At 59.9% G+C, this 25,460-nt stretch carries 26 protein-coding genes; 9 read left to right on the plus strand and 17 right to left on the minus strand.

The genetic code is table 11. From position 1 onward, the window contains the following. The first annotated feature begins 57 nt into the window (after window positions 1–57). Window positions 58–738, plus strand: a complete 681-nt coding sequence (locus tag GO488_RS18845) for a metal-dependent transcriptional regulator (RefSeq protein ID WP_162319456.1) — start codon at window positions 58–60, stop codon at window positions 736–738. Between the two features lie 47 nt (window positions 739–785). Here GO488_RS18845 and GO488_RS18850 read toward each other — a convergent pair whose 3' ends face one another. From GO488_RS18850 to GO488_RS18865, 4 genes are all read right to left on the minus strand, one after another. Then, on the minus strand, window positions 786–1,475 hold the full coding sequence (locus tag GO488_RS18850; RefSeq protein WP_162319388.1) for a TVP38/TMEM64 family protein: 690 nt from the start codon (window positions 1,473–1,475) through the stop codon (window positions 786–788). A gap of 579 nt (window positions 1,476–2,054) precedes the next feature. Next, entirely contained in the window at window positions 2,055–2,456 is a 402-nt protein-coding gene (locus GO488_RS18855) for a type II toxin-antitoxin system VapC family toxin (RefSeq protein WP_162319389.1), read from the minus strand. Beyond that, window positions 2,453–2,758: an antitoxin VapB family protein gene (locus GO488_RS18860; RefSeq protein WP_162319390.1), complete on the minus strand. Its 306-nt coding sequence runs from the start codon at window positions 2,756–2,758 to the stop codon at window positions 2,453–2,455. The genes GO488_RS18855 and GO488_RS18860 overlap by 4 nt, the downstream gene beginning before the upstream one ends. Before the next feature lie 72 nt (window positions 2,759–2,830). After that, window positions 2,831–3,352 carry a hypothetical protein gene (locus GO488_RS18865; RefSeq protein ID WP_162319391.1) on the minus strand — a complete coding sequence of 174 codons (522 nt, stop codon included), beginning with the start codon at window positions 3,350–3,352 and terminating at the stop codon, window positions 2,831–2,833. A gap of 127 nt (window positions 3,353–3,479) precedes the next feature. On the opposite strand from GO488_RS18865, the gene GO488_RS18870 reads away from it, so the two are divergent. After that, window positions 3,480–3,839 carry a DUF6788 family protein gene (locus GO488_RS18870; protein ID WP_162319290.1) on the plus strand — a complete coding sequence of 120 codons (360 nt, stop codon included), beginning with the start codon at window positions 3,480–3,482 and terminating at the stop codon, window positions 3,837–3,839. Between the two features lie 1,261 nt (window positions 3,840–5,100). On the opposite strand, the gene GO488_RS18875 is transcribed toward GO488_RS18870, so the two are convergent. The 6 genes from GO488_RS18875 to GO488_RS18900 form a co-directional block, all read right to left on the minus strand. After that, on the minus strand, window positions 5,101–5,580 hold the full coding sequence (locus GO488_RS18875; RefSeq protein ID WP_162319392.1) for a universal stress protein: 480 nt from the start codon (window positions 5,578–5,580) through the stop codon (window positions 5,101–5,103). A gap of 122 nt (window positions 5,581–5,702) precedes the next feature. Then, complete coding sequence (locus tag GO488_RS18880) at window positions 5,703–7,061, minus strand: class-II fumarase/aspartase family protein (protein WP_162319393.1); 1,359 nt, start codon at window positions 7,059–7,061, stop codon at window positions 5,703–5,705. A 455-nt stretch (window positions 7,062–7,516) separates the two neighbouring features. Continuing rightward, window positions 7,517–8,515: a YeiH family protein gene (locus GO488_RS18885; protein ID WP_162319394.1), complete on the minus strand. Its 999-nt coding sequence runs from the start codon at window positions 8,513–8,515 to the stop codon at window positions 7,517–7,519. 284 nt (window positions 8,516–8,799) lie between these two features. Then, window positions 8,800–10,743 carry a TRAP transporter permease gene (locus tag GO488_RS18890; protein WP_162319395.1) on the minus strand — a complete coding sequence of 648 codons (1,944 nt, stop codon included), beginning with the start codon at window positions 10,741–10,743 and terminating at the stop codon, window positions 8,800–8,802. Between the two features lie 16 nt (window positions 10,744–10,759). Then, window positions 10,760–11,080, minus strand: a complete 321-nt coding sequence (locus tag GO488_RS18895) for a hypothetical protein (protein WP_162319396.1) — start codon at window positions 11,078–11,080, stop codon at window positions 10,760–10,762. Next, window positions 11,077–11,439, minus strand: coding sequence for a succinate dehydrogenase/fumarate reductase transmembrane subunit (locus GO488_RS18900; protein ID WP_162319397.1), 363 nt, complete (start codon window positions 11,437–11,439; stop codon window positions 11,077–11,079). The genes GO488_RS18895 and GO488_RS18900 overlap by 4 nt, the downstream gene beginning before the upstream one ends. Window positions 11,440–11,632: 193 nt before the next feature. Here GO488_RS18900 and GO488_RS18905 point away from each other — a divergent pair, with 193 nt between their 5' ends. Continuing rightward, on the plus strand, window positions 11,633–11,953 hold the full coding sequence (locus tag GO488_RS18905) for a hypothetical protein (protein WP_162319398.1): 321 nt from the start codon (window positions 11,633–11,635) through the stop codon (window positions 11,951–11,953). A gap of 170 nt (window positions 11,954–12,123) precedes the next feature. On the opposite strand, the gene GO488_RS18910 is transcribed toward GO488_RS18905, so the two are convergent. Next, the gene (locus GO488_RS18910; RefSeq protein ID WP_162319399.1) at window positions 12,124–13,248 is read right to left on the minus strand and encodes a TAXI family TRAP transporter solute-binding subunit; all 1,125 of its coding nucleotides are present in this window, start codon (window positions 13,246–13,248) and stop codon (window positions 12,124–12,126) included. Window positions 13,249–13,416: 168 nt separating this feature from the next. On the opposite strand from GO488_RS18910, the gene GO488_RS18915 reads away from it, so the two are divergent. Further along, window positions 13,417–13,860, plus strand: coding sequence for a universal stress protein (locus GO488_RS18915; protein WP_162319400.1), 444 nt, complete (start codon window positions 13,417–13,419; stop codon window positions 13,858–13,860). Between the two features lie 8 nt (window positions 13,861–13,868). Here GO488_RS18915 and GO488_RS18920 read toward each other — a convergent pair whose 3' ends face one another. From GO488_RS18920 to GO488_RS18930, 3 genes are read right to left on the minus strand one after another with little or no spacing between them, the layout of a single operon-like run. Continuing rightward, window positions 13,869–14,867, minus strand: coding sequence for an Ldh family oxidoreductase (locus tag GO488_RS18920; protein ID WP_162319401.1), 999 nt, complete (start codon window positions 14,865–14,867; stop codon window positions 13,869–13,871). A gap of 1 nt (window position 14,868) precedes the next feature. Then, window positions 14,869–16,041 (minus strand): UxaA family hydrolase, encoded by a 1,173-nt coding sequence (locus tag GO488_RS18925; RefSeq protein ID WP_162319402.1) that lies wholly within the window; start codon window positions 16,039–16,041, stop codon window positions 14,869–14,871. A gap of 4 nt (window positions 16,042–16,045) precedes the next feature. Continuing rightward, window positions 16,046–16,369 carry a UxaA family hydrolase gene (locus tag GO488_RS18930; RefSeq protein ID WP_162319403.1) on the minus strand — a complete coding sequence of 108 codons (324 nt, stop codon included), beginning with the start codon at window positions 16,367–16,369 and terminating at the stop codon, window positions 16,046–16,048. 224 nt (window positions 16,370–16,593) lie between these two features. Here GO488_RS18930 and GO488_RS18935 point away from each other — a divergent pair, with 224 nt between their 5' ends. Together GO488_RS18935 and GO488_RS18940 are read left to right on the plus strand one after the other, a co-directional pair. Next, window positions 16,594–17,361 (plus strand): sulfite exporter TauE/SafE family protein, encoded by a 768-nt coding sequence (locus GO488_RS18935; RefSeq protein ID WP_162319404.1) that lies wholly within the window; start codon window positions 16,594–16,596, stop codon window positions 17,359–17,361. Window positions 17,362–17,424: 63 nt separating this feature from the next. Next, window positions 17,425–17,682: a hypothetical protein gene (locus GO488_RS18940; protein ID WP_162319405.1), complete on the plus strand. Its 258-nt coding sequence runs from the start codon at window positions 17,425–17,427 to the stop codon at window positions 17,680–17,682. 45 nt (window positions 17,683–17,727) lie between these two features. Here GO488_RS18940 and argH read toward each other — a convergent pair whose 3' ends face one another. Continuing rightward, window positions 17,728–19,230 (minus strand): argininosuccinate lyase, encoded by a 1,503-nt coding sequence (gene argH / locus GO488_RS18945; protein ID WP_162319406.1) that lies wholly within the window; start codon window positions 19,228–19,230, stop codon window positions 17,728–17,730. A 117-nt stretch (window positions 19,231–19,347) separates the two neighbouring features. On the opposite strand from argH, the gene GO488_RS18950 reads away from it, so the two are divergent. From GO488_RS18950 to GO488_RS18960, 3 genes are all read left to right on the plus strand, one after another. Beyond that, window positions 19,348–21,105 carry an FAD-binding protein gene (locus tag GO488_RS18950; protein ID WP_162319407.1) on the plus strand — a complete coding sequence of 586 codons (1,758 nt, stop codon included), beginning with the start codon at window positions 19,348–19,350 and terminating at the stop codon, window positions 21,103–21,105. 25 nt (window positions 21,106–21,130) lie between these two features. Next, entirely contained in the window at window positions 21,131–21,868 is a 738-nt protein-coding gene (locus tag GO488_RS18955; RefSeq protein ID WP_162319408.1) for a succinate dehydrogenase/fumarate reductase iron-sulfur subunit, read from the plus strand. 156 nt (window positions 21,869–22,024) lie between these two features. Continuing rightward, window positions 22,025–22,789: an IclR family transcriptional regulator gene (locus tag GO488_RS18960; protein ID WP_162319409.1), complete on the plus strand. Its 765-nt coding sequence runs from the start codon at window positions 22,025–22,027 to the stop codon at window positions 22,787–22,789. A 358-nt stretch (window positions 22,790–23,147) separates the two neighbouring features. Here the strand turns inward: GO488_RS18960 and GO488_RS18965 are convergent, their stop codons facing one another. Beyond that, complete coding sequence (locus GO488_RS18965; protein ID WP_162319410.1) at window positions 23,148–23,666, minus strand: halocyanin domain-containing protein; 519 nt, start codon at window positions 23,664–23,666, stop codon at window positions 23,148–23,150. 63 nt (window positions 23,667–23,729) lie between these two features. Next, entirely contained in the window at window positions 23,730–25,346 is a 1,617-nt protein-coding gene (gene ggt, locus GO488_RS18970) for a gamma-glutamyltransferase (RefSeq protein WP_162319411.1), read from the minus strand. Between the last annotated feature and the right edge of the window lie 114 nt (window positions 25,347–25,460).

Raw genomic sequence — 25,460 nt, forward strand, 5'->3', positions numbered from 1 at the left:
CCATCAGACGGTCACACCCGAAATGACAAGGGTGGGCAGCCGAATAGATCGACAGGAATGCTGAGCGCGGTCATGGAGGACTACATCAAGGCGATTTATACCATCGAGAGGGATAGCGATGGGCGAGTGTCGACCTCCGCGCTTGCCGACCATCTCGAGGTCACCGCACCGACCGTCACCTCCATGCTGAAAAAGCTCGAAGAACGCGGCCTGGCCGACCGTGAGGAGTACAAAGGTGTACGGCTCACGGAAGAGGGCAAACTCGTCGCTCTCGAGATCCTCCGGCACCATCGTCTTCTCGAAGCGTTCTTGACCGACCAACTCGATTATGACTGGGCTGACGTCCATGACGAGGCCGACAGACTCGAACACCACGTCTCCGAGGAGTTGACCAACCGCATTGCCGAGGCCCTAGGTAACCCCCCAGTTGACCCGCACGGCGATCCGATTCCCGACGCCAACCTATCCGTTCCCACGGAGAGCGACACCATTCGTCTTGCCGACGCTAACGAGGGCAAGCGTGTAACTGTCCGGCGAATCCGCCACCAAGGTGACGCGGAATTGCGTTACCTCGCAGATGCCGGCGTTCGACCGGAGGTCGAGCTCACAATAGTTGATGTCGCGCCATTCGGGATGATCACCGTCGAGACACCAGCAGGCGAGCAGAGCCTCCCGGAAGACATTTCACAACTCATCGAGGTTGTTCCAGTGGCCGCCGCAGACGGCGTCGAGATGTAGGTACGGCCATCATCCGACGAGGATTCCTGATGCACTCGAAAGTGAACTTAGGACCTCATCTGCTGAATCAGTTCTCGAATTGCATCCTGCTTCTGGTACCCGATCACAGAAAAAAGGATGACAGCGCTGATAAGCACCAGTGCCGAGGTGACCTGCCCATTGGCTAACTCCCCGCCAGCGTAGACGGTGATAACGTACGCCGGGAAACGACCGACGATAATAACGGCGAGAAACGTCCGGAGTCGCCACGTCGTAAGGCCACTCAGAAAACAAATCGCGTCGTCCGGGAGCCCAGGAATGAGCACGAATGCTAGTAGTCCTGGGATGCCAACTCGATCGACGAACCCATCGAAGCGGGTCATCACATCTTCGTGGAGCAGACGTTCGACCAGCGGTCGCCCAAACCGCTTGGCGAGGCTGAACGCGACTGCACTTCCCAGCAACACACCGGCAAGACTGTATACGGTTCCCGCAACCGGGCCAAACAGGTATCCAGCGACGAGTGCGAGGATTTGTCCAGGTATCGGAGCGACGATGACCTGGAGGGCTTGGAGAAGGACGAAGACGAGTGGCGCGAAAACACCAAATTGACTAATCCACTCACGGAGTGCCTGAGCGTCGAAAATAAACGGTGCGTACTGACGAGCACCAAGATATGCAGCCACGAATGCAATAGTCAAAAAGACGAGTCCCACTACTCCGCGCCAGAGAGCAGCTCTAGAGGAGAAGACACGCATTCGTTTCATCACGAGTCGCAAGACAGCATGAATCTTGTCCCCTGGCCACGTTTCTCGACAGTCCTCGCCACAGCAGAAAAGTGCAGTACCTCTTTTTCGCAACCAGTACAACTGTTAGTGTACAGGGCTTCCAGATCCCGTTTCTGCGACCGCCATTGGACGCAGTGACCCTGCCACCGGCACTGCTGTGTGCTAGCTGTCGGAACCAAGACTAGCTCAGTAGCTGCAAGAGTGGAGTGTGCAATCATAAACGAACGGAGCGACCAGTCTCAAATTGTGGTTCACAATGGGTATGACGAACATCAACCCCAGCAGCATACCTTAGCTTCAGACCACCTCAGTACCAACGAATTCAGAACCACTATGCAGATAATAACTACGGGTACTTAGAACAATAGTGGTGGTGAAGGGGAATCACATAGTGTCACACGCACTTTTCCCCACCCCTTCGCTTCGGTGATAGTGGAGTGACCCACACGTACTGAAGTGCATCTCTCTCGTCGACAGACAACGCTAGCTCTGCCGATGCCCGAGGCAGCCATTGCCGTCGGCTGGTGACAGCGACCAGTACCGAGCATCTCAATACGATTCGACAGGCACGCCGTCGAACGCCTCGAAATCAGCCGTATTCTGTGTCACGACAGTCGCTCCGAGTTCTTTCGCGACGGCTGCGATCAGAAGATCGCCGGTAAGGGCATTGATTGTGTCTTGCTTCAACTCGTCGTCTTGGCGTAAGCCCGCCTCTAGCTCTCCGGCGACGACGGCGTGATCGAACTCGAAGGGGATGATGGTCGTCCACTCGAACTTTGCGCGCAGTTCAGTCGGGCTGAGCTTCCCCTGTATCGCCCGCCCAACCGCGAGTTCCTTCATATTCAATGTCGTCGTCACGAACTCGTGGTCGTCGTGGGCCGCCAGATATTCCTCGATCGACATCCGGCCGGCCCAATAGTGAATGAGAAAGGTCGTATCGAGGAGTTTCATTCGTCCCGGTCCTGGTCCCCGCACGTAGACTCTGACTCCGTCTCCATCGCATCAGCGAGTTCTTCGAGTGCGTCTTGCTGGCGTGTTGCGAGGCCGCTACTCGTCTGCGTGCGAGACTCGGCGGCGATGCGTTCGAGAGCCGCTGCCGCGTCTGATTCTAGTCCCCCAAACCCGTCGCGCCAGTCGCCCGGCGATTCGTCTAACAGCCTGTCCATCAGGTCCGTGAAACTCTCACCCTCGCGCTTTCTGGCTTTCAGGCGCTCATACACGTCGTCTCGAACGCCGATGGTTTTCGTCCCCATACTTTGTGTTTGTGTACACAAACACAAAATACTGTCCTCACTCACCACCAACGCCGACTCGATACCGCCGTTTCACTCCCGGTCGACAGTGAAAACTCGGTCGTCGCTCCCTGGAGTCTCGTAGGCCACCTCGACGACGCGTGGCTGTCCCTCGGCCACCGTCACGACACACCGGAAATCGTAGCTCGCGTTCCCACACTCGACGGTCGCCGTCTCGTCATAGGGAGAATACTCACCGACGACGAGGGTGAGGCGTCCAGCATCGACAGTGTAGCCGACGGACTCCAGTGTTGGTTCGTTGCAGTGAGCAGGATCCATGCTCCCAGTCACGGTCACGTGCTGCCCATCGAAGGTCGCATTGACATCCTCCTCAGTCGGGGCGTGACTATCAACAACCCGAAAGGTCGCCGTGACACCGTCGGCAGTCTGCTGGATCGCAGTCGGCGTGTTCTGGGGCTTCGCTGGTGAGGAGGTGGGCGCCTGATCAACACCGCCGGGGGTTGTCAACGGGTCGGTAGTTGTGTCCGTCTCCCTGAGACAGCCAGCAAGTGTGACACTACCAGCGACGGCAGCGAGGAGGGCTCGTCGGCGCATAACTCGAACCTTACACCACGTAAATAAACAACTGGGGGCCGCTCTAGTTTCGCTTTGACCCTTTCGAGTGGAGCGACGGTAGCTAACCAACAATCCTAAGTGAATCTCGACCACTGTTGGTTAGCAAATGAGCAACCGTTCCCATGCCGAGGCGGCACTTGCAGAACTCCAGAAGGTAGACAGAGCGTCGTTGGACGAGTCAGCGGCCACGACCTACGACCAGACAGCCGATCACCTCGAATCCCTTCTCGATGACCTCAACACAGCAACCACGGACGACCGGCCGACCGACGTCAAGACCCCGGACGACTGGGACGAGGATGAGTGGACAGACCAACTCCAAGCGGCGCGTGAGAAAGCGGCACTGCCGCCGACCAAGGGAACGCTCACAACGAAGACGATCGACGACCGTGACTACTACTATCTCCAGTGGCGAGACGGTGAGATCATCAGGAGCCAATACGTGGGTCCGGTCGATCCAGCTTGAACGAACTACAAATCACGAACAAAGCACCATCCCACCCCTTGGTTCCGCTGTTAGCGGTCCAAACTATGACTTCTTCGTAGTCGACGAACACGAAATCAGCCTAGAGAAACAACCCAACCCACCTGACGAACTGGGGACCCACACACCCCTCGTCCAGAGTGAAAACCGAGGCAGAGTAGGCGGGGCAGTCCACATGAAAGAGGGGTGGACTGAACATGAAAATGCCGAAAAAGACAAACAGAAGAGCGATACCAGCAGATACCAGGATGTCAGTTATCTGAAAAGTGAGAGTAAGTTTCGCTTGAGTCGAACGAATGGCGTATTCGTTCTTCTGTATGCTGAATGCACTTGGAGGATTGTTGGTGAAGATAGCTAATAAATCTTCTAGGTAGCAGCAGAGTGTAATCTGCATATTATTGAGATGGTATCTACATCAAGTTCATAGGCTACTTTGCTGTTATCCAGTTAGTTTTCTCCAATCCCGTCGCTACATCAGTTACACTCTGGACGAGGGGTGTGTGCCTTCCCTTCGCCACAGAGACCGATCCTTTGAATCTCTGGTGTGGCTCAACAGAGTACTGCGCTGGGAATGGCCCCTCTCTGTACGAGAGTCAAAGCCAATCTACAAGCGGAGCAGGCCGAGTGCCGCGGGGCTCAAGCCCCGAGGTAGTTCACAGAGATTCAAGGAGGAAGCCCACGACTTCAGTCGTGGGAGGAGTCCGACTGTCCCCCGCAATCCACCACCGATGGCACGGCCGGTTTCGCCACCCGAGGAGTTAAATGTTAACACGCCCATATCTGTGATACACTCCCGGTCGGCCAAATGTGTCGTCCGTGGAGGGGCCTCCGTAGATACGCCTTGAAATCGCGAACGGATGACACAGCGCCTCTCTGGTCGGATTCCCCGACCATGAAGTGGTGGGAGTCCACCGATGATTAAAGCGGTGTGAAGCAGATTCGGACGCAGACCACAGGTCGGAAAACCACGCAGGAACTCCTTCCGTGTGCCCGACCTTCTGTTGTACAACCCGCCCTCGACGGCGGAAGAAGTGTGGGCCGAAACCCCCCGCGGGGGAAAGCCCACGACTGAAGTCGTGGGTAACTTACGATGAATACACTCTGCACGAGGGGTGTGTCTCTCTTCGTAATCCCCCAGTATTCTGGAGATGGAATCCACAGTTAGTAATATGAGAGGCCTGCAGTCCCCCTATCAGCTTTGGCTGGACTACGAACTCCCGGACGATCTTGGAACAGTAGAGCATCACCGATCAAGACCAATCAGTTCCTCAATTTCCTCCGTCAGTGCCTCTTGGTCGCCGATATGCACGGTCAGAACGGGGATCGGTGAGAGGCGGACTACTTTCTCTGCCACACTTCCGAGTAGATAGCGTTCAAACCCGGTCTTCCCGCGAGTCCCCATCACAATGAGATCGATATCGTTCTCCATCGCGTAGGTAATGATGACAACGGCGGGGTCGCCCCACCGCACTTCTTGGACAGCCTCACACTCCGCCTCGGTAACCTGTTCTGCAACTGCCCGCGTGGCATCATACCCGTCGTTTTCCAATGCCGAGTTCACTTGGTCTCGTGCATCGTCAGGGACTGACATATATGCCCGCTCGTCCACAACATAGAGTGAGTGCACCCGCCCTCCAGATCTCTCCACAATACCAAGTGCCTGCTCTGTGACCTGCTCCATCCCGCTGCTTCCATCTGTCGGAACTAGGATTTCGTCGTACATGTCTAATTGAAGCGCCTATTGACACATAAGGATAGGGACAGATTGGGTCAAGTGACATCAGAGACGGTCTAAATTTCTCCGCTAAAGTAAGTCAGATTTCTGGAGGTGAACCTCAAAACGATTCACGAGTTCGATGATCGAGAGTTGAGTGACTCAAGGACTGAGTCGACGAGTACCTCCGAGAGACCAGTATACGCTGTAGGGTCCGTGAGCGACTCGATTCGGTTCTCAGAAAGATGTTCAGTGACACGGTCGTCCGCTAGTAGACAGTCTCGGAGATCTCGTCCTGTCTCAATCGCTTGCATCGCATTATCGTGAACCACACTGTGCGCAGTCTGGCGGCCGACATGTTCTGCCAGCGCAATCATGATCGCTTCGGACATCACCAGTGAGCCCGCTTCTTGAAGATTCTGCTCCATCGTATCTTGGTGAATCTCGAGTCCGCTAAGATTCTCTTTCGTATTTTTGAGCATCCGACCGAGATAGCAGCAGGACGTCGGAATGATAGCAAACTCAGCGTACCAAGCTGAGCGATCACGATCGCCCATCGGTTCCATTAGTTCGTTCATCGTATCTGCGTGTGATCGCACAAGTCGTGCCAGCCCCACATTCAACTGCGAGAACACGGGATTTTGTTTATGCGGGTTCGTACTGCTTCCTAACGTATTTCCGGGAATTGTTTCGTCAAGCTCATCGATTTCTGGCCGGTTGAGAAAGAGTATCTCTCGCGACATTCTGCTTAGTAGGCCAGCGATCATCGCGAACACGTTCAGCAGTTCCGCAAATCGGTCTCGGGTAGCTGTCCAGCTGGTTCGTGGCGCGTTCAACCCCAGCTCGTCGGCAAACGAGTCCACTATCTGAACCCCGTTATCTTCGATCGCAGAAAGCGTACCGCTCGCACCAGAGAGATGAACGACAAATAGCCGTTCGGCAAGGTTATCCAGTCGACAGATATGCCGATCTATTTCATCCACCCACGTCGCTGCCTTGTGACCGAATGTAATTGGTGGACCGTTCATAAATTGGGTTCGACCGACCATCGGTACGTCACGGTAGGTTCCAGCCAACTCAACCAACTGGTCACGAATGGATAGGGCATCGCGTATGATGCACTCGTAAGCTTCCTGCAGTTGTAGAACTATGATAGTATCAGAGATATCTTGTGTCGAGGCCCCCCAATGAACGTACTCGCCCGCGGCTCCAAGGTCCTCTTTCCACGCTTCGATTATACTCATCGAAAACAGACCGATTTCCGCAACATTGGCTGCAACCTGTTCGAGATCGAGATGGTTGAGTGACGCTTTCTCGGTGATCGCCTCAGCGCAGTCAGCTGGGACTATCCCGTGTTTCGCTTCCGCTCTCGCTAGTGCAGCCTCTACTTCCAGGAATTTCGTGATGAAAGCCTCTTCGTGGAAAATATTCCGCATCTCACTCGTACTGAACGTATCCCTAAAGAGGACACCACCAAGTAGAGGGTTCACGTTTACTTTGACAACCCTTCTCGTCTTATTCTCTTCGTTAAATTACTTAAAAGGGAAGATTCCTCTAGTCGTTCGCTGAATCTCTATTTGTTGCTCCTAATCTTACTCTCTTATTCTACAGACGCACACACATACAGACATTATATTAATATATCATAGGTAGTACTATCAAAAATAGACGTATATGTTTATAAATGGAGATTTGTGTCTATAATTGGCAATTCTTAGTTGATATTAGGCATATAGATGGGTCATTCGAAGATTCGAAATGGGATGTCACTGCGAGAAGTTAAATTGGCGAACGGAAGTTGACGAGTAGTTCGATATCGCTCTAACTAAATTATTATAGATTTAAACTATATTCGAATTATATTATATATTACATAGGTGGAAAAGATAGTAGAAATAGAATAAACCTGAGCCCCCTTTTGATTCGAGGGGCCATTATTAAGCCATCAAAATATCACTCGTATAGCGAAGAGACTCACAGTACTGATAATAAGAAGATAGAACAACACTGTCAGAAACGGCCGGACACCGGTTTGTCGGAGGTTCTTGGTCTGGATCCCACAGCCCAGTCCGACGAAGGCGAAGACGAACAGCCAGTCCGAGGCCATCCCGACGGTGTCTACAAATCCCGTCGAGATACCGGGCAGATTAGCGATGGCGGCGACGAGGAAGAAACCGACGAGAAACTTCGGGAACTGTTCCCAGAACATCCGCGGAGACGCCCGTTCGTCGCTGTTGAGCGAGTAGGAAAACGAGTACGCGAGGACAACTAGTCCGATAAGTGAGTTCCGCGTGAGCTTCGTCAGCGTCGCCCACTCGCCAGCGGTCTGGCTGTAAGCGAAGCCTGCGGCGGCAACCGGGCCGGTGCTGAACATGCTAAGTCCGGACCAGATCCCGAACGATACTGAGGACATATCCAAGACGCTCCCCGCTATGGGGAACGCGACCAGCGTGAGCGCGTCGAAGACGAGGATCGTCGCGGTGGCGTACGCGATGTCGTTCTCCGATGCGTCGATAGTCCCTGCGACGGCGAGGACCGCGGAGACGCCGCAGATACTCGATCCGGTCGCCAGCAGCGCCGGGGTTCGCCCAGTGAGACCGAAAACGTAGCGAGCGAGGAACTCGACTACGAGAATTCCGAACGCGACGACTGCGACGGTCAGACCGAGGATCCGCGGTCCGGCGTCGATGACATCGCTCAATGAGATGCTGGCCCCCAACAGGACGATGCCGACTTCTAAGAGGAGTTTGTACGCGTCGACGCCCGGTTCCAGCGACTCTGGGAGCCCGTAGGTGTTGCTGAGGAGCGCACCGAACAGCACGGCGAAGATGAGCGGCGTTCCCCACCCGAGAAACGACGCGGAGAGTTTCGCGGCGACGCCGAGACTCACCAGTAAGAGGAGTCCAGGGAGGAGCGTCCGCGTCGACCGAGGCCCGTCACCCATCTCACACCAGCACGAGCGCGGCGAGACAGAGGGCGAGACCGAGGATGGTCGCTTGCCAGCCTCGTTCTAATTCGTGCCACCAGCGATGGACAGTGCTAACGCTACTCGTGGTGGGGAGAGTCTGCTGGACTTTCATGATACCGTTGCTCGCACAATTGAGACGGAAATACTTTAATTTACTGCACAAGGTCGCTCGCTCGGTGCGAGAGCGCTGTCTTGAGGCCGTCGGACGAGAGCGGAATTGGCTCGAGAGCGACCGAGAAACGGATCGAAGTCGAGACCGACTAGTTCAGGTTGAGTCGGGGGAGCGCTCTGTCTCGGTCGTAGGCTTCGGTCAGCACCATCAGCCCGGCACAGAGGAGACCGACGAGGATGAGCATGGGCAGACCGACCGGCATGACCTGCGGCGGGACCATCAACAGGAGCGAACTGAGAATGGCGAACCCGCGTGCGACCTTGTTCTCGACCGGCCAGCCCCACAGGCCGATCTGGATGAGGATGACGGCCAGGCCGAGCGCCAGCGTGTCGATGACGATGTCGGTCACCGGCATCTGCAGCAGGATGGCCGGACGGTAGACGTACCGCAACGGGATGATGAACGTCGGCAGGACCATCTTCATCGCCTTGAGCGCGACCGTGATCGGGTCGGCGTCCGCGACCTGTCCCGCGGCGAAGGCGGCGAGCGCGACGGGCGGGGTGATCGTCGAGTACACCGCGAAGGTGAAAATGAAGAACTGCGCTTTCAGGCCGCCCATGTCCACGGCGACGAGCGCGGGGCCGAGCAGCGCGGCCGCGAGGATGTAGGCCGCGGTGGTGGGCATCCCGAACCCGAGGACGATGGAGAAGGCGGCGACCAGCACCAACAGCAGGATGACGACGCCGCCGGCCAGCGCGACGACCCACTGCCCGAAGATGACGCCCAGTCCGGAGGTGTTGAGCGTTCCGAGGACGATAGAGGCACACGCCGTCGCCATCGCGATCTGGGTCGCGTTGCGAGCGCCCTTGTCCAGCGCGATCGCCAGTTCGTCGACGCCGACCCGAGACTGGGGCTGCAGCGCGGCGACGAACATCAGGACGATGACGCTGAAGAAGACGGCGCGGTAGATGGTGTAGCCCTCGAAGAGCATGTAGAAGAGGACGACGATGGTGACGAAGAAAGAGGCGGCGTAGCCGGGCTGTGATTTCAGCACCTCCGTCGGCGTCTGGATCTCCGCTTCGGGGATCGGCTGAATCCCCTGATTTATGGTCTCCGCGTGGACGGAGAAGTAGACCGAGAGGTAGTACAACGCCGCTGGTATCACCGCCGCGAGGGCGATGACGATGTAGTCGATGCCGAGGAACTGCGCCATGATGAACGCCCCGGCACCCATGATGGGCGGCATGATCTGGCCGCCACACGAGGCGGCGACTTCGGTTGCCCCGGCGAAGGAGTTCTTGTAGCCGAACTTCTTCATCGTCGGGATGGTGAAGATGCCGGTCCCGTAGACGTTCGCCGCCGCGCTCCCCGAGAGGCTGCCGAAGAGCGTGCTGGCGACGACGGCGATCTTCGCCGCGCCGCCCTGCCGTCGACCGACCAACGCCTTCGCGAAGTCGAGCAGGAATCGGCCCGCGCCGGTCACTTCGAGGAACGCCGCCATGACCACGAACAGGAAGATGAACGTCGCGGAGACGCGTGTCGGGATACCCCAGAGGCCGTTCGTCGTGACGAACAGGCCGTCGACCCAGTTCGAGGTCGGGACGGCCGGGCTGGTGAACGGCGCGGGGAGCATGTTCGAGAAGAACCCGCCGACCAGAATCATCGTCACGATGGCCGCGAGCAGTCGGCCGACGATCCGCCGCGTGGCCTCGATGACGAGGACGATCGAGATGACCGTGTAGACGAAGTCGAGCTGGGCCGGCGCGGTCACGTACGCCGTCTTGTTCAGCATCCGATTGTAGTTCGTGATGACGTAGGCCATCCCGCTCAGCGAGAGCGCTATCAGGACGAGATCGATGAGCCGATATCTGATCTCGTGCCGTCCCATGAACGGGACGATCGCGAAGGTGAGCGCAGCTAGGAGATAGACGTGTGCGGAGCGCTGGACGAGCGATCCGAAGATACCGAACGCGCCCGTATAGAGGTGAAACAGCGACGTAACGATCGCCAGCAGCGAGATAGCGAACTGGCCGCTCGTGCGTAGTTTGCCGGATAGTGCGTCGTCGGTCGTCGATTGCGTTGTCGTTGTCATGGATAGCTCCGTTCGGTCAGCCGATGATTCGGACGAGGACGATCGCGGCGAAAGCGACGCCGAGCGCCCAGATTACGAGTCGTTTCGCCCCCCGGTTCCACGTGGTCTCGAGCAACGTCGCCCTGAGCCCGAGGAACCCGTGCGTGAACACGGCGACGAGCGTCAGGTCGAGCAGCGGTTGATAGATCCCCAGCCCGTAGAGCGCCGTAAGTCCGAAGACCTGCACGGCGACGTGGACCGCTAAGAGAAGCACGAGCAAGACCGCGGTCGCGCGGTGGAGTATCCAGGGCGCGTATCCCACCGTCGCGGGCGACCGGGTAGCTGTTGCACCGCTCATATGATCACCCACGTCAGTACGGCCGTGAGACCGGTGGCAACGACGGTTCCCTTGAACAGTTGCTCGATGTGGTCCACACCCCGACTGGAGGATTCGACGACGAGTAGCCGGAGTCCGTTGATGCCGTGGAAGAAGAGGACGCTCAGCACCGCGACCGTGAACAGCTTGCCCGAGGGGGGTTGCACGCTCGTCGAGGCACCGGTGAGCATCGGGGCGACGAGGTGATAGCCGACCCAGCCGAGCAACAGCCACCCCGTCACTCGATGGAGCGCAAACGCGACGTGCGGGACGGAGAACTCCCGCCACGACCCGATATTGGAGACTTCCCGGCGGTACACCTTCGTGCTCTCTTTTCCCATGGTATACTTCCACATCCAACGTTAGTATAATATAGGTTTTGCTAAGAGACCTGTCATTATGTCTGCAGTCTACAGGTCTCGCTGTGAGAACGGCGTCGCTGACACGCCCCGTCGCAGGGTGGAACAAGGCAGGTCGTGCCACGTGTCCACACGCGGCAGTAGATTTATGGTGGCGTAACGGCCATCCATGTGCATGGTCAACATCATCGAGCTGGTCCCGATGAAGATACTGTTCGTCGTCATCTTCAGCCTGCTCCCCATCGCTCTCACGCTCCGTGAAGTCGGCTACGAGAACGTCTCGACGACGAGCTGGGTCGGGTTCGGGTTGTTGTTTCTCGGCGTCCTCCTCACTTACGTCGTCGCCAACACGGTCACGAGCGTCCAGATGCAGACGTACCTCTGGCCGCTGCTGTCGATCTCCGCGGTCGGGCTGTTGCTCTATCGGCGCGAGCTGAAACACCAGGACCGCTTCGACGAGCAGTCCGTCGAGCGCGGTGGAACAGACTACAGCTAAGCCGACTCGATCTCGCTTCGAAGCGGTCGAATCGGCCGATCCAGTTTTCGGGTCTTCACACCGCCTTGCTGACGGTCGCGTTCGACGGCGAGAGCCGACAGCGTTCTCCGTCAGCCGGCGCAACTGGTCTCTCGGCGAGAAAATAATCGGACAGCGAGAGAAGTCCGCTTTCAGAAGTCCCCGACACCCTCTTCCTTGTAGGCTTTCGCGGCGCCGGGGTGGATCTCGAACGGACACGGGTTGGTCATATCGCTCCCGACCTCGAACGGGCTGAGCAGCCCGGTCGACTGCTGAATCTGGTCTGCTCTCGCCATGACGCCCTTCGTCACCGTGTAGACGGCCTCCTCGGAGACGCCCTTGTGCGTGTTGATGAGACCGCTGTCCTGCATGCATTTGAGCGGCTCCTGCTGCTGGGGGAAGACGCCTTCGAGGTCGGCTTTCAGGACGCCGTACTGCTCTTTGATCTGCGTCCGGAACTCCTCTTTCCAGTCGAGGTACTTCACTTCCGAACCCGACGCGATGTTGTTGAGCCAGCCGAGGTCGCGGCCGCCGACGGCGAGGATGGCGTCGACCTGTCCGTCGGAGAACAGCTGTGCGGCGTCGTTCCAGCCGACCCGGCGGTAGGACCCGCCGAGTTCCTGTATCGCACTCTGAGAGTAGTTCAGGTTCTCCAGGACGGTGTCCCACAGGTAGCCGCCGAAGGTCCCCTTCGGTTGGTTCGTCACGTTGATGGCGTAGTCGTCTTCCGCGGCCGCCGTCAGCGTGTCGTACGGGAAATCAGCCTGTGCGACCACGAAGAAGAACAGCTCGCTCTGGTCTGCGAGGACGCTCCGGAGATTGCTCGGCGGCTGCTCCCAGTCCTGATCGGAATAGGGGCCGTCGACGTTCTTCGCGAGCGTGCCCGCGGCGAGCGTCGTGTGCCCGAGGTCGATCTCCTGGTTTTGGAGCCGCGTGTTGTTCCCCACCCAGCCGCCGGGGAGGATGTTGTACGTCAGTTTCGGATACTCGGCGGAGGCACCCGACAACATCGCGTTCATGATGGCGTAGCCGGTCCCGCCGGGGGACCCGCCTGCCGTCTCCAGCAGGATCTGACCGCTGCTACCGCCACCGCCGTCGCCCGACTGAGTTCCGTTCCCCGACCCGCCGTCGCCGCCGCTCGTCCCGCCGCCACCATCGCCGCCATCGCCAGTGCTGTCTTCCGTACAACCCGCTAACCCCGCGATTCCTGCCGCTCCGGTTATCTTCAGTACTCGACGGCGCGATACCCTATCTACCGATTGCTTTCTTCCTGTCATGACACGACACACCGTGACACACACGAACAATAATAATAATATTATCGGTTATCACGGCCCTCGCAGAAGATTATTCGAGTCGTATTCTTTCGAATATATCGCGAGCGATCGTCCGAAGGCCGGAACTACCCTACCCTTTAATAGCTATTCTCGTCACAACAGCAAACGATGTACAGCATACTACTCGCCGTAGACGACGACCGAGAGACCGCGGACCACCTCGTAGACGCCGTCGGGCGACTCATCGATGCCGTCGACCGGTGCGAGATCACGCTCGTTCACGTGTTCAGAAACGCCCAGATCTCACAGCGCGTCTCGATCCACCAGCTGGCGAGCGGGTACGACGACGAGGCGTTCGATCACCAGATTCCCGTCAGCGTCCAGGAGACGGCGGAGGCGCTCGAAGCGTCGTCGGCGACCGTCGAACTGGAGTTCGCCAGCGGGGAGCCATCCTCGGAGATAACCCGCATCGCGAGGGCCAGAGACGTCGATAACATCCACATCGGCGGGAAGAACACGTCGCCCGCAGGCAAGGCGATCTTCGGCAGCGTCACCCAGTCGGTCATCTTCGGAACGGACGTTCCGGTGACCGTCTGTGGGAAGTCAAAGTAGAGGGCGGCCTACTCGCGTAGCTCTCTCACCTGTTCCCAGAGGTCGGCGGGGACGTCGATACGCTCTCGCGTGCGGTCGCGGCTGACGGAATGTTCGCCCGGAAGCCGGATTTCCTCGACCGTCGCGTTCGTCTCTGTCTGCTTGAGTGCGCGCAGGAACGCCGACATTCGATCGACAGCGCCTCGTGAACCCAGCACTGCGGGGTCGATAGCGAGGAAGAGGTCGCCCTTCGTACAGGGGTCTTCCGTGTGATACGTGCCGGTCACGTCCTCGCCCATCGCCGCGCCGACCAGCCCGCCGGCCAGCACTTCGACGGCGATCGCCAACCCCGAGCCTTTCGGCCCGCCGAACGGCAGGATGGTGCCCTCCAACGCGGCTTCGGGGTCCGTCGTCGGTTCGCCCTCGGCGTCCAACGCGACCCCCTCGGGAATCGATTCGCCCGCCTCCCGCTTTTCGAGGACGGTCCCGCGGGCGATAGCCGAGGTGGACATGTCGAGGTTGAAGACGGGGTCGGTCGGCAGCCCGATGGCGATCGGGTTCGTTCCCAATACGGGTTCAACGCCGCCGTAGGGCGGCATCGCCGGCTCCGTGTTCGTCATCGCGATGCCGACGTAGCCCTCGCGCTGGAGTTGATCCGTGTAGTACCCCAGCATCCCGAGGTGGTTCGAGTCGTTGACGCCCACCGCACCGACGCCGAACTCGTCGGCGCGGTCCATCACCTCACCCGTTGCCGCCGACGCCACGACCGGGCCCAGACGGGACCCGCCGCTGAGCGTCGCCGCGCCGCCGCGCTCGGCGACGACTTCGATCTCGCCCGCGGGATCGACGTTGCCGTGTTCGATGCCGCGGACGAACCGCGGCAGTCGCAACAGGCCGTGGGAGTGCTTGCCGCGGGCGTCCGCGCTCACCAGCACTTGCGCCGTCTGTTCGGCGTCGGCGTCGCTGATACCATGGGCGCGAAAGGCGTCGGCGGCGACCGAAACCACACGTGACCGATCGAGTTCCATCTTACGTCGAGGGACCGATGCGGTGGATGGCGAACTGGCTCTCGCCCAGCGCCTCGCTCAGGGTGACCTTGCCGTTCACCACGTCGACGATCTCGTCCCAGAGCTGGTCGGTCGCCCACTCGAAGGACTCGTCGCCGACCAGGGCTTCGCTGACGTCGACGTCGGTCTCCTCGGGGACGCGTTCGGCGCTTCCGGGATTCCCGGTGATCTTGATCGTCGGCATCACCGCGTTCGAGAGCGTGTGGCCCTGTCCCGTCGAGATGACCATGAAGTGCGCGCCGCCCGCGCCGATCCCTGTTACGGATTCGGCACCGTGGCCGGGCGTATCCATGATGTACATCCCCGAATCGCGGGGAATCTTCGCGCCGTAGTCGATGATATCTTGGATGGGGCCGTCGCCGGACTTGACGAGCGCACCGAGCGATTTCTCCTCGATAGTGGTGAGTCCGCCGTCCATGTTGTCCGGGGTAGGCTGTGCGCCGCGGACGTCGTAACCCGTAGCCTGAAGCCGTTCGTCCCAGTGCCCGACGCGTTCGAGGATCTCCTGTTTTACTTCGTCGTTGACCGCGCGCTCGGCGAGTTCGTTCTCACCGCCGAAGAACTCGGGCGTCTCGGCGAAGCAACCGCGCCCGCCGTGCTCGTCGATGAGTCGCCAGACGGCGTTGGCCGTCGCCTTGTGCTGGCAGAGCCCGCTGGTCGTGTCCGAAGTGGCGCAGTTGATGCCGAAGGTCAGGTTCGACATGTCCGAGGGGACGCGCTTCTGGGCGCTGGCGTCCTGTGCGATCTCCTGGGCGGAGTTGACTGTCCGCTTCAGGGCGTTCATGACGCCTTTCTCTCGGTGAATGTTGACCGAGTCGCTCGGTCGGCCCGTTTCAGCGATGTCTTCTGCGAGTTCGTCGCCGTCGACGATTTCGCCGGCGTGGGCGACGACGACCGCGCCGTAGGTGTTGGGATGCGTTGCGTACCCCAGCAGGGTGCGATAGGTCTGGAAGACGTCGGGTTTGGTCTGACAGCGCCCGAGCGGGTGGGTGATCGGAATGGCGTCTTCGACGATGTCCGCTGCCCGCTTGACCGTATCGTTGGCGTAGGGTGCCGTCGAGACGATGACCGTGTGGTTGCGAATGCCGACGCTGCCGTCGTCGCGTTCGTATCCGAGGAATTGGTTGTCGTTCATTGTCTTACTCACTCACTACCTTCGCTTGGTCGTCGTCGGCGAGGTCGCCGCGACCGTAATTCGACTCGACGTTGTGGACGTGAACCCGGTCACCGGGTTCGATATCTTCTGTCGCGTTACCGATGCTCTTGCCGTACTTCGTGATGGTCTCACCGTTCGGAATCGGCTGGATGGCGAACTTGTGTCCGAAGCCGATGTCCTCCGCTATCTCGATGGTCTTCGTCTCGCCGTCGATGTTCAGTTCGATCGATTCTCCGCCTTGCATGTCTCGCAGTACCGTCGCGACGTTGTCGCTCGGCTCTACGATTGCTACGTGCCTTTCTACCATGGCTCGTTCATACGTCTACGAGATTCGATTAAATAATTTTGGGTAGCGGTTAGTGCGAGCGGCCGGTTGGCGTCACTCTCTGAACCCTTCGTGGCAGGGGAGTACGAACCGACCGTTTCGAGTGCCGTTCCCGGGCGCAGTTCGACTCTGACACGCGAGCGTCGCCGCGCCTGTCAGTATTCGTACGGAATCTTTTTACTCACCTCTCTTGTAGTCCGGCCAATATGGCTGCCCCACTGGCCGGAGTGAGCAATTTCTCACCGCAGACCATCGCGTACGGACTCGCCGTCCTCCTCCTCGGCGGTTTCGTGAAGGGAACCGTCGGGTTCGCCGTCGGACTGGTCGTCGTCGCCGGACTCGTCCAGGTCTTCCCGGCGAAGGAAGTGACGATCATCCTCTCGGTCCCGTTCTTGCTGTCGAACGTGATCGTCCTGAAAGAGGAAGGCGTCCCGTCCCGCTTTCTCAGACAGCAGGTCCCGTTCATCGGCGCGCTGTTCGTCGGTCTCGTCCTGGGTGTCATCCTCCTGAGCATCATCTCCTCGCAGGTGCTGTATCTCCTGCTGGCCGCCTACATCGCGCTGTTCCTCGCGATAAGCCAGGACAAGCTCGTCGCCTACGCGGAGAAGACCGGTCTGAGCGTCGGCAGCGGTCTCTTCGCGGGACTGCTCGGCGGTGTCATCGGCGTCCCGGGACCGCCCCTCGTAGTCCACACCTACATTCAGGTCGCAGAGGAAAACACCGAGTTCGTCGCCGGCGTCTCCTCGCTCTTCCTCGTTGCACACCTCCTCCGTATCGGAATCCTCGCAAGCGACAGATTGCTCGGGGTCCGTGGACTCGTCATCGGGGTGCTTCTGACGATTCCCATCTGGATCGGTGTCGTCCTCGGCGTTCGGTTCCGGGACTATATTCCGGACAGACGCTTCGAACAGACGATCAAGGTCTTCCTCGCAATCATCGGCGTCCGGTTGCTGATGAACGGATTGTCGCTGTAGCGCCGTCACAGCCCCTCGTCGCTGTGGGCAAGCTATTTGTCCCCGTATCACGTGCTACCACGCATGTCAACGGATGCAATGGAAGAAGAGGCCGAGCTGTCCGGTAGCGACTGGTCGGACTCACCGTTTCCGGACAGCCTGATTCACGCGTGGCTGTCGTTGCTCGAAGCGGCGATGCTCGGCGGGCTGACCACGTTCGTGATCACCATGCTGGAGGGGGGAGAGATCATCCCGAACGTCCTCGCGGAACTCCGAGTCGGACTCGGCGTCTTCGCGATTACGTTCGTCGTTCTCGTCTACGTCCGACACTTCCGCGACTGAGAGCCGAACGATCGAAAACGGTGATGAGCGGTCAGGGCGATATCGCTACTGCGTGAGCTCTTCGAGGCGCTCTGAGCGCATCTCTTCGGCCGCGTCGAGGCTCTCGCGGAGGTCATTGACCCGGACGCGGTGTTCGTCGACGGTCGCGCGCTGGTCCTGAATCCGTCGGCGCACCTCTTTCGGTGCGGGACCGCCCGGCCCGTCGTGGACTTCGACAAACGCCTCCGGGTCGAGCGCCGCCTGGACGAACTCGTCGTCGATATCCAGTCGCTCGCCGACTATCTCTTCTGCGGACTCGTTGACGAGGTCGCTGCCGACGTCGGAGGCGGTCATGTCACTGTTGATCGCCCGGAGCACCATGTCGCCGACGATGCGGTGAGCGGTCCGATAAGAGAGGTCCGTGTTCCGGTGGATCCGCGAGGCGAGTTCGGTACAGGAGGCGAACCCGTCTTCGGCCTCTCGCATCATCGCCTCCGCGTCGAAGGTGGTCGACTCGATAGTCCCGTTCAGGAGCCGGAGCGACCGACTCGTCTCGTCGAACGCCTCGAAGAGGGGGTAGACCGCGTCCTCCTCGACGTCCTTGATGTCTTGGTAGTTCGTGTTGTGGAGCGTCTCTTGGACCGAGGTGGCCTTCGCGGTGACGTGGCCCGACCGGGCGCGGACGTACTCGAAGGGGTAGGGGTTCTTCTTCTGTGGCATCATGCTGCTGGACCCGGCGTACTCGTCGCCGATCTCGGCGAAGCCGAACTCGCGCGTGTGCCACGTGTAGACGTCCTGGCAGAAGCGGCTGAGCGTCGTCATCATGTTCGCCATCGCGGAGGCCGGTTCCATGTGGTGGTCGCCGCCGGCCACGCAGTCGATGGTGTTGTTCTTGAACCCGTCGAAACCGAGCAGTTCGGCGACCAGCTCGCGATCTAGTGGATATGACGCACCGGCCAGCGCCCCACAGCCGAGGGTACACTCGTTGACGGTATCGTAGGAATCGTACAGTCGGTCGAAGTCCCGTTCGAGCGCGCTCGTGATGGCGAGGATGTAGTGGCCAACGGTGGAGATCTGGGCGTGCTGGTAGTGCGTCCACTGAGGCATGACGGTCTCGACCTCGCGCTGAGCGATATCCAGTAACGTTTCCCGGAGGTCGTTCAGCTGGTCGAGGACGGTGATGAGACGCTCGCGCGTCTCCATGCGGGCGAGCGGTTCCGGCCGGGTCCGGCCGATGTTGATGTTGCCCGCGATCTCCTCGGTTGTCTCCTCTATCAGCACCTGCTCCATATGGGAGTAGAAGTACTCGTAGTCCGGGTTGTACTCCCCGAGGGCTTCAGAGCCTTCTTCTTGTAGGTCTTCGAGTGCTTCGAGGAGCGTCGCGCCCTCTGACTCGGGGACGAGGTCGGTCTCGACGAGCATCAGGACCCACGCTTTGTTCGTCTCGACGAGGTGGTCGAAGTAGTGTTCGCGTTTGAACTCGTAGACCGGCTCTTCGATGGTCTCCGTGTATATCTCTCCGGGTGACGCCTCTAATCGCTCCCGCGAGATACTGTCATCTCCTGTCATACACATCCGGAGTTCGGGGTATTGGTATATAAAAGTGGGTCACGAACCGAACACGAACCCGTCCCCCTTGTTCACACTACCCAATAGACTAAAGTGGGCAGGAACGTAACTCCGGCCATGGCAGCGTACGAGGAGCGAGAGACAGATATCCTGATCGTCGGTGCCGGGGGCGCTGGCATGTTCGCGGCGCTGTACGCGGACGATAACACCCCCGACGACACCGACATCACGGTCGTCGTGAAGAAACTGGCCGGTAAGAGCGGCTGTACGCGCATGGTACAGGGTGGGTACAACGCCGTGTTACATCCCGAGGACTCTATCGACCGCCACTACGAAGACACGATCAAGGGCGGGAAGTTCCTCAACGACCAGGAGATCGCCCGCGAACTCGTCGAGGGCGCGCCGAAGATAATCCGCAAACTGGAGAACGAACTCGGCGTCTTCTTCGACCGCGACGAGGACGGCCACATCCACCAGAAACCCTTCGCCGGGCAGTCCTTCGACAGGACGGTCCACAAGGGCGACCTCACCGGCATCGAGATCATGACCAAACTGCGCGACGAGTTGCTCACCCGCGACGTCGAGTTTCTCGAAGAGACGCGAGCCATCGACATTCTGACCGACGAGTCCGGAGCCGGCGCGGCCGGATCGCTGTTGTTGGACATGCGGAGAGGCGAGTTCATCGCGATGGCGTCGCGGATGACCCTCTTGGCGACCGGTGCCGGCGCAACGATGTACAATATCTCGACGCCCGCTCTGGAGAAGTCGGCCGACGGGCAGGCGATGGCCTACCGGCGCGGTGCCCGGTTCCAAGACATGGAGATGATGCAGTTCCACCCGACCGGTCTCCTCGCCGGGGATACGAAGCTCACGGGCGGCGTCATCGAGGAGGGCATCCGGGGCGAGGGCGCGCACCTCTACAACGGCGAGGACGAGCGCTTCCTGCGCGAGTACGCGCCCGAGACGATGGAGCGGTCCTGCCGTGACGTGGTCTCCATCGCGAGCTACAAGGAGATCATGGCGGGCCGCGGGACCGAGAACGGCGGCGTCTGGCTCGACGCGACCCACCTCGGTGCGGACGTCGTCGAGGAGAAGTTCCCGGGCATGACCGAGCGGACGCGAAACGTCGGACAGGACCTCTCGAACACCCGCGTCGAAGTCTCGCCGACGTCGCACTACCACATGGGCGGGGCCGTCATCGACGAGCAGTGTCACAGCGACGTCCCGCGGTTGTTCGTCGCCGGCGAGGACGCCGGCGGCGCACACGGGGCGAACCGCCTGGGCGGAAACGGCGTCGTCGACTCGACCGTCCTCGGGAAGTGCGCCGGCGAGGCGATGGCCGAGGAGTTCCACGACCACGAGATCGGCGATATCTCACACTCACAGGTGACAGACATCATCGACCGGGTCACCGCGCCCCTAGAGCGGGAGGAAGGCGAGGACATCTACGAACTCAGAGAGGACCTCGAGATGACGATGTGGGAGTGCGTCGGCGTCGTCCGCGAGGAGTCGGAGCTGGAGGAGAGCCTCGATCGCATCGAATCGTACAAGGAACGGCTGGAGCGGGTCTCGGTCCCGGGGAGCAAGCGATACAACCTGACGTGGAACGAGGTTATGGACGTTCGGAATCTCATTATCGCCGCCGAGATGGTCGCCCGCAGCGCGCTCTTCCGCGAGGAGAGCCGCGGTGCGCACTACCGCAACGACTTCCCCGAACCCGACGACGAGAACTGGCTGGCGAACGTCTACGTCCAACAGGGCGACGACGGTATGGAGACGTCACGCGAAGACGTCCGCTTTACGCGGATTCACCCCTCCGAGTTAGAGGTCGAGCCGACCATTCCGAACACCGACGCAGTACAGGGCGACGACTGAACGCGATCTATCACACGACTCGACGATGACCACGAGCAACGTAACCGTTCACCGGTACGACCCCGAGATAGACGACGAACCGACGTTCGAAAACTACGAGGTGCCTGTATCGGAGGCCACCTCGGTGCTGGACACGCTGTTTCACATTCAGGAGGAGCAAAAGGAGAACCTCTCCTTTCGGTTCTCATGCCGGCAGGGCGTCTGCGGGAGCTGCGGGATGGAGATCAACGGCGAGGCGCGCCTCGCGTGTCAGACCGCGGTCTCCGACCTCGACGATCCCGACGACATCCGCGTTCGCCCGCTGTACAATTTACCGGTCATCAAGGACCTCACCGTCGACATGGACGACTTCTTCGAGAAGTTCGTCGAGATCGACCCCTCGTTCGAGTCCGAATCGCTCGACGAAACGACGGACACGGCGGTAATCGACCCCGACTCAACGGAGCGACAGCGCATCGCGCCGCGGACGGATTGCATCGGCTGTGGAGCCTGTTTCTCCGGCTGTAGCGTCGCCGGGGAGACGTATCTCGGCCCGGCAGCCATCAACAAGGCGCTGACGCTGATCGAGGACTCCCGGGACGACAAGACCGAGGAGCGACTCGAACGGCTTCAGGAGCAAGACGGGGTCTGGGGCTGTCACACCCAGGGGAACTGCTCGAACGTCTGCCCGAAGGACATCCCCATCTCCGAGGGGATACAGTACCTCAAACGGGAGGCGATCAAACACGGCGTGAAGGACGCGCTGTTCCCGAGCAGCGACTGAGGCACGGCGTTCTGTTTCTGGTCTTTTTCCCCCGCTGACGATCGAGTTCAACGGAGAGAAACGACCGTAGCACCGTCATATCCTCGTCTGGCCGGCCGTCGCGTTGTTTGATGATAGTGAACAAGATATATATCCCAGGGGAGGGTATGAAGAGGTATGACACACGGAAACGAGACGAAAACGATTCTCTCGGACGAACGCTTACTCGACCTGATCGAGGCGCTCCACGAGCGCTCGACGGCCGGCGTCACCGAGCTGGCCCAGGCGACGGACCTCTCGAAGGGAGCCGTACACGCGCATCTGGCGACGCTCGAAGGCCGAGGGTTCGTCGTCAACAACGAGGGCCGGTATCGCCTCGGTCTCGAATTCCTCCGACATGGTATCCCCGTCAGAAACCAGTACGAGTACGAAGCGATGTGTGCGAAGGCCGAGCAACTTGCCGAGGAAACCGGCGAACGCGTCTGGGCGCAGGTCGAAGAGAACGGGATGGCGTACTACGTCTGCGGGGCCAGAGGCGAACACCACATCGAGCCGCCCGTCCGTATCGGTGAGCGCGCCCACCTCCACCAGATCGCGGGCGGGAAAGCGATGCTGTCGTGTCTAACCGACGACCGAATCCGCGAGATCGTGGCCAAACACGGCCTCCCGGCGGCGACGGAACACACCATCACGGACGAGGAGACGCTGTTCGCTGAGATTGAACGCATCCGCGAACGGGGATACGCCTATAACCGCGAGGAGTCCGTTTTGGGCCTACACGCGGTCAGCACGCCGATAAAGAAGGACGCGCACGGTGTCTACGGTGCGCTAGTCATCTCGGGACCGGCGAACCGGCTCACGGGAGAGAAGCTGGAATCGGAGTTGCCGAAGCTCCTGCTCGGCGCGGTGAACGAACTGGAGATAAACATCAGATACAGCTGAATACACGTCTCTACTGCCGATTTTATATATACTCGACTTCGAGTAAGATAACACATGTACGGACATTATATCTTCTGACCCTGTGCCAGTCATCGGTCCAGATACGTTCCGGCGCCGTTAGATGCGAGTGAACACGCGCCGATTACGCGCCGCTCGGGTAGGGCTGTGCCGAACGGAGAGGCGAGACTGACACCGATCCCATCCAAGAAACACACGCTTATAATAACTAACGTACGTCTGTTATCGGGAACTGTCCGTCACGTCAGTAAATCCTACACAAACGTTAAAAGAATACACTCGATCTCTCAATACTGTCGACAGATGTTCACTGCGGTTGAACGGCGTGCAATTCCGGTCGTCACCTGACGACGACTGCGCCTTTCATCCCCATGGACTTGTGCGGCGTACAGTAGTAGAGGTGCGTCCCACTATCTTCGAAAGTATGTTCGTAGGTAGTGCCTGACTCGGCGACCGGCGATCCGGAATCGAGCGGGCCATCGCCCTGTGAGACGACGTTGTGAGCGTTTCCTTCGCCAGTCCACTCCCACATGACGGTCGTCCCGGACGAGATCTCGATCGCGACCGGAGCGTAGGCGTAGGCCCCTCCGTTACCCTCAGCCCCGACTTTGACCGAGACGGCGTCCGAGGACGCTTTCACTACGAGGTCCCCGTCGAAGTTCGCCGAGTTGCTGAGGTACTCAGAAACCTCGCTTCCAGCCGGTGTCGTCTGTGCTGCCCCGCCGGAGTCGCCGCTGCCGTCGCCGTTCGAACCGCCGCTCGATCCGTCGCTTGACCCGCCACAGCCGGCGAGGAGTCCGACACTCGAAACGACGGCGATGCGACGGGCGAAGCTACGTCTGTTCAGCTGGCTCGTCATGTAACTGACCTTCCTATTCGAGATATAAAAGCAGTTTTCTACCGGTGATTTTTTCACCATCTCTCAGAATCCGACGGCGTTCCCATCCTTTCGCGGATCGGTCGCCGCCGAGAGCGTCCCATCGTCGTATCGGGCTAGTTGACCGCCACCGAACGCGCCGAACGGGAGGACCTCAATATCATGTCCTCGCCTAGAGAGCTTCGAGCCGACTCGGCCGGCGAGTCCCTCTTCGACCGCGAGGCGGCCGTTGGCCTTATATCGCCATCGGGGCTGTTCAACGGCGGTCTGCAGCGAGTGGTCGTAATCCAGGATATTCGAGAGCAGTTGGAGGTGGCCCTGTGGCTGCATGAACCCGCCCATGACGCCGAAGCCGAGCCAGTCATCGTCGCCGAGTCGTGTGATCGCGGGGATGAGGGTGTGGAACGGTCGCTTCCGCGGCTCGATACGGTTCGGGTTGTCGGACGAGAGCGAGAAAGAGCCCCCGCGGTTCTGGAGCGCGATTCCTGTGTCGCCGGCGACGATGCCGCTGCCGAATTGCTTGTAGCGAGAGTTGATGAACGTCACGACGTTTCCCGCGGCGTCCGCGGCGGTGAGTAAGACCGTATCGGCATGTTCGGCTCGGGGGACGCCGAGCGGCACGTCTGTGAGCGCCGTCTCGCCGATGTGTTCAGCTCGCTCCGCCGCGTAGGACTTCGACGCCAGCGGGGGGCTCTCCTCAAACGTCGGGTCGGTAATGTAGTGGTGGCCGTCCCGGAAGGCGAGCTTGAGCGCTTCAGCGAAGTAGTGGACGCGCTCGGCGGCGTCGTACCGATGGCTTCCCGCGTCGACTTCCTCGGCGAGATTGAGCGCTTCAAGCGCGATGAGGCCCTGATTGTTCGGCGGGAGTTCGAAGACCTCCGCGCCGCGATAGGTCGTGCTCACCGGATCGACCAATTCCGGCTCGAAGGCGGCGAGGTCCTCGGTCGTCAGTAGGCCGCCATGGGACTGGACCGTCTCGGCGATGGCCTGCCCGATTTCGCCCTCGTAGACGGCTTCCGCGCCGTGAGTAGCGATACGCTGTAGCGACCGACTGAGGTTTTCGAGCCGCATCTCCTCGCCGGCACGCGGGGCGCGTCCGTCCTTGAGGAACTGTTCGCGACCGTTCGCGTCAACGAACTGGTCGCTCGCGACCTGCCAGTCGTCGGCGATCACTTCTGTAACCGGGAAGCCCTCCGTCGCGTAGTCGATCGCGGGTTGCAGCACGTCCGCCAGCGTCAGTTTCCCGAATTCCGAAACGGTCAGTTCCCACCCTTTAGCCGCTCCCGGCACGGTCACGGCGAGCGGCCCACGAAACGGCATCGATGCATCTCCCGGCGAGACGCCCTGGTGCTCGGCTGCGAGCGCGCGAACTCGGTCGCGGGTCGCCTCGGCCGGGGTGAACCCACAGCTTCGCATCCCGCCGACCTCGCCGTCCGCGGTTCGAAAACACGCGAAGGCATCCCCACCAAGCCCCGTGTTCACCGGTTCGACGACGCTGAGCGCGGCGGCCGTCGCCACCGCCGCGTCGAAGGCGTTGCCGCCCGCACGCAGCGTATCGAGCCCCGCTTCGGCCGCAAGGGGTTGGCTCGTCGCCACGACGCCGTGTGGCGCGTATACCGTCGAGCGCTCCGAGACGAGCGCGTCCGTGTTACTAGCTCGCATTACAGAGAGGAGCGAACCTAGATTGAAATTCCATTAGGTAAGAGCAAATATATCCTGTTATAGGTCGAGACGATAGGTACGACCTGATTGTTTAACCTCGGGGCATCCACCCTT

The sequence above is a fragment of the Haloarcula limicola genome, from assembly GCF_010119205.1.
GTDB lineage: Archaea > Halobacteriota > Halobacteria > Halobacteriales > Haloarculaceae > Haloarcula > Haloarcula limicola.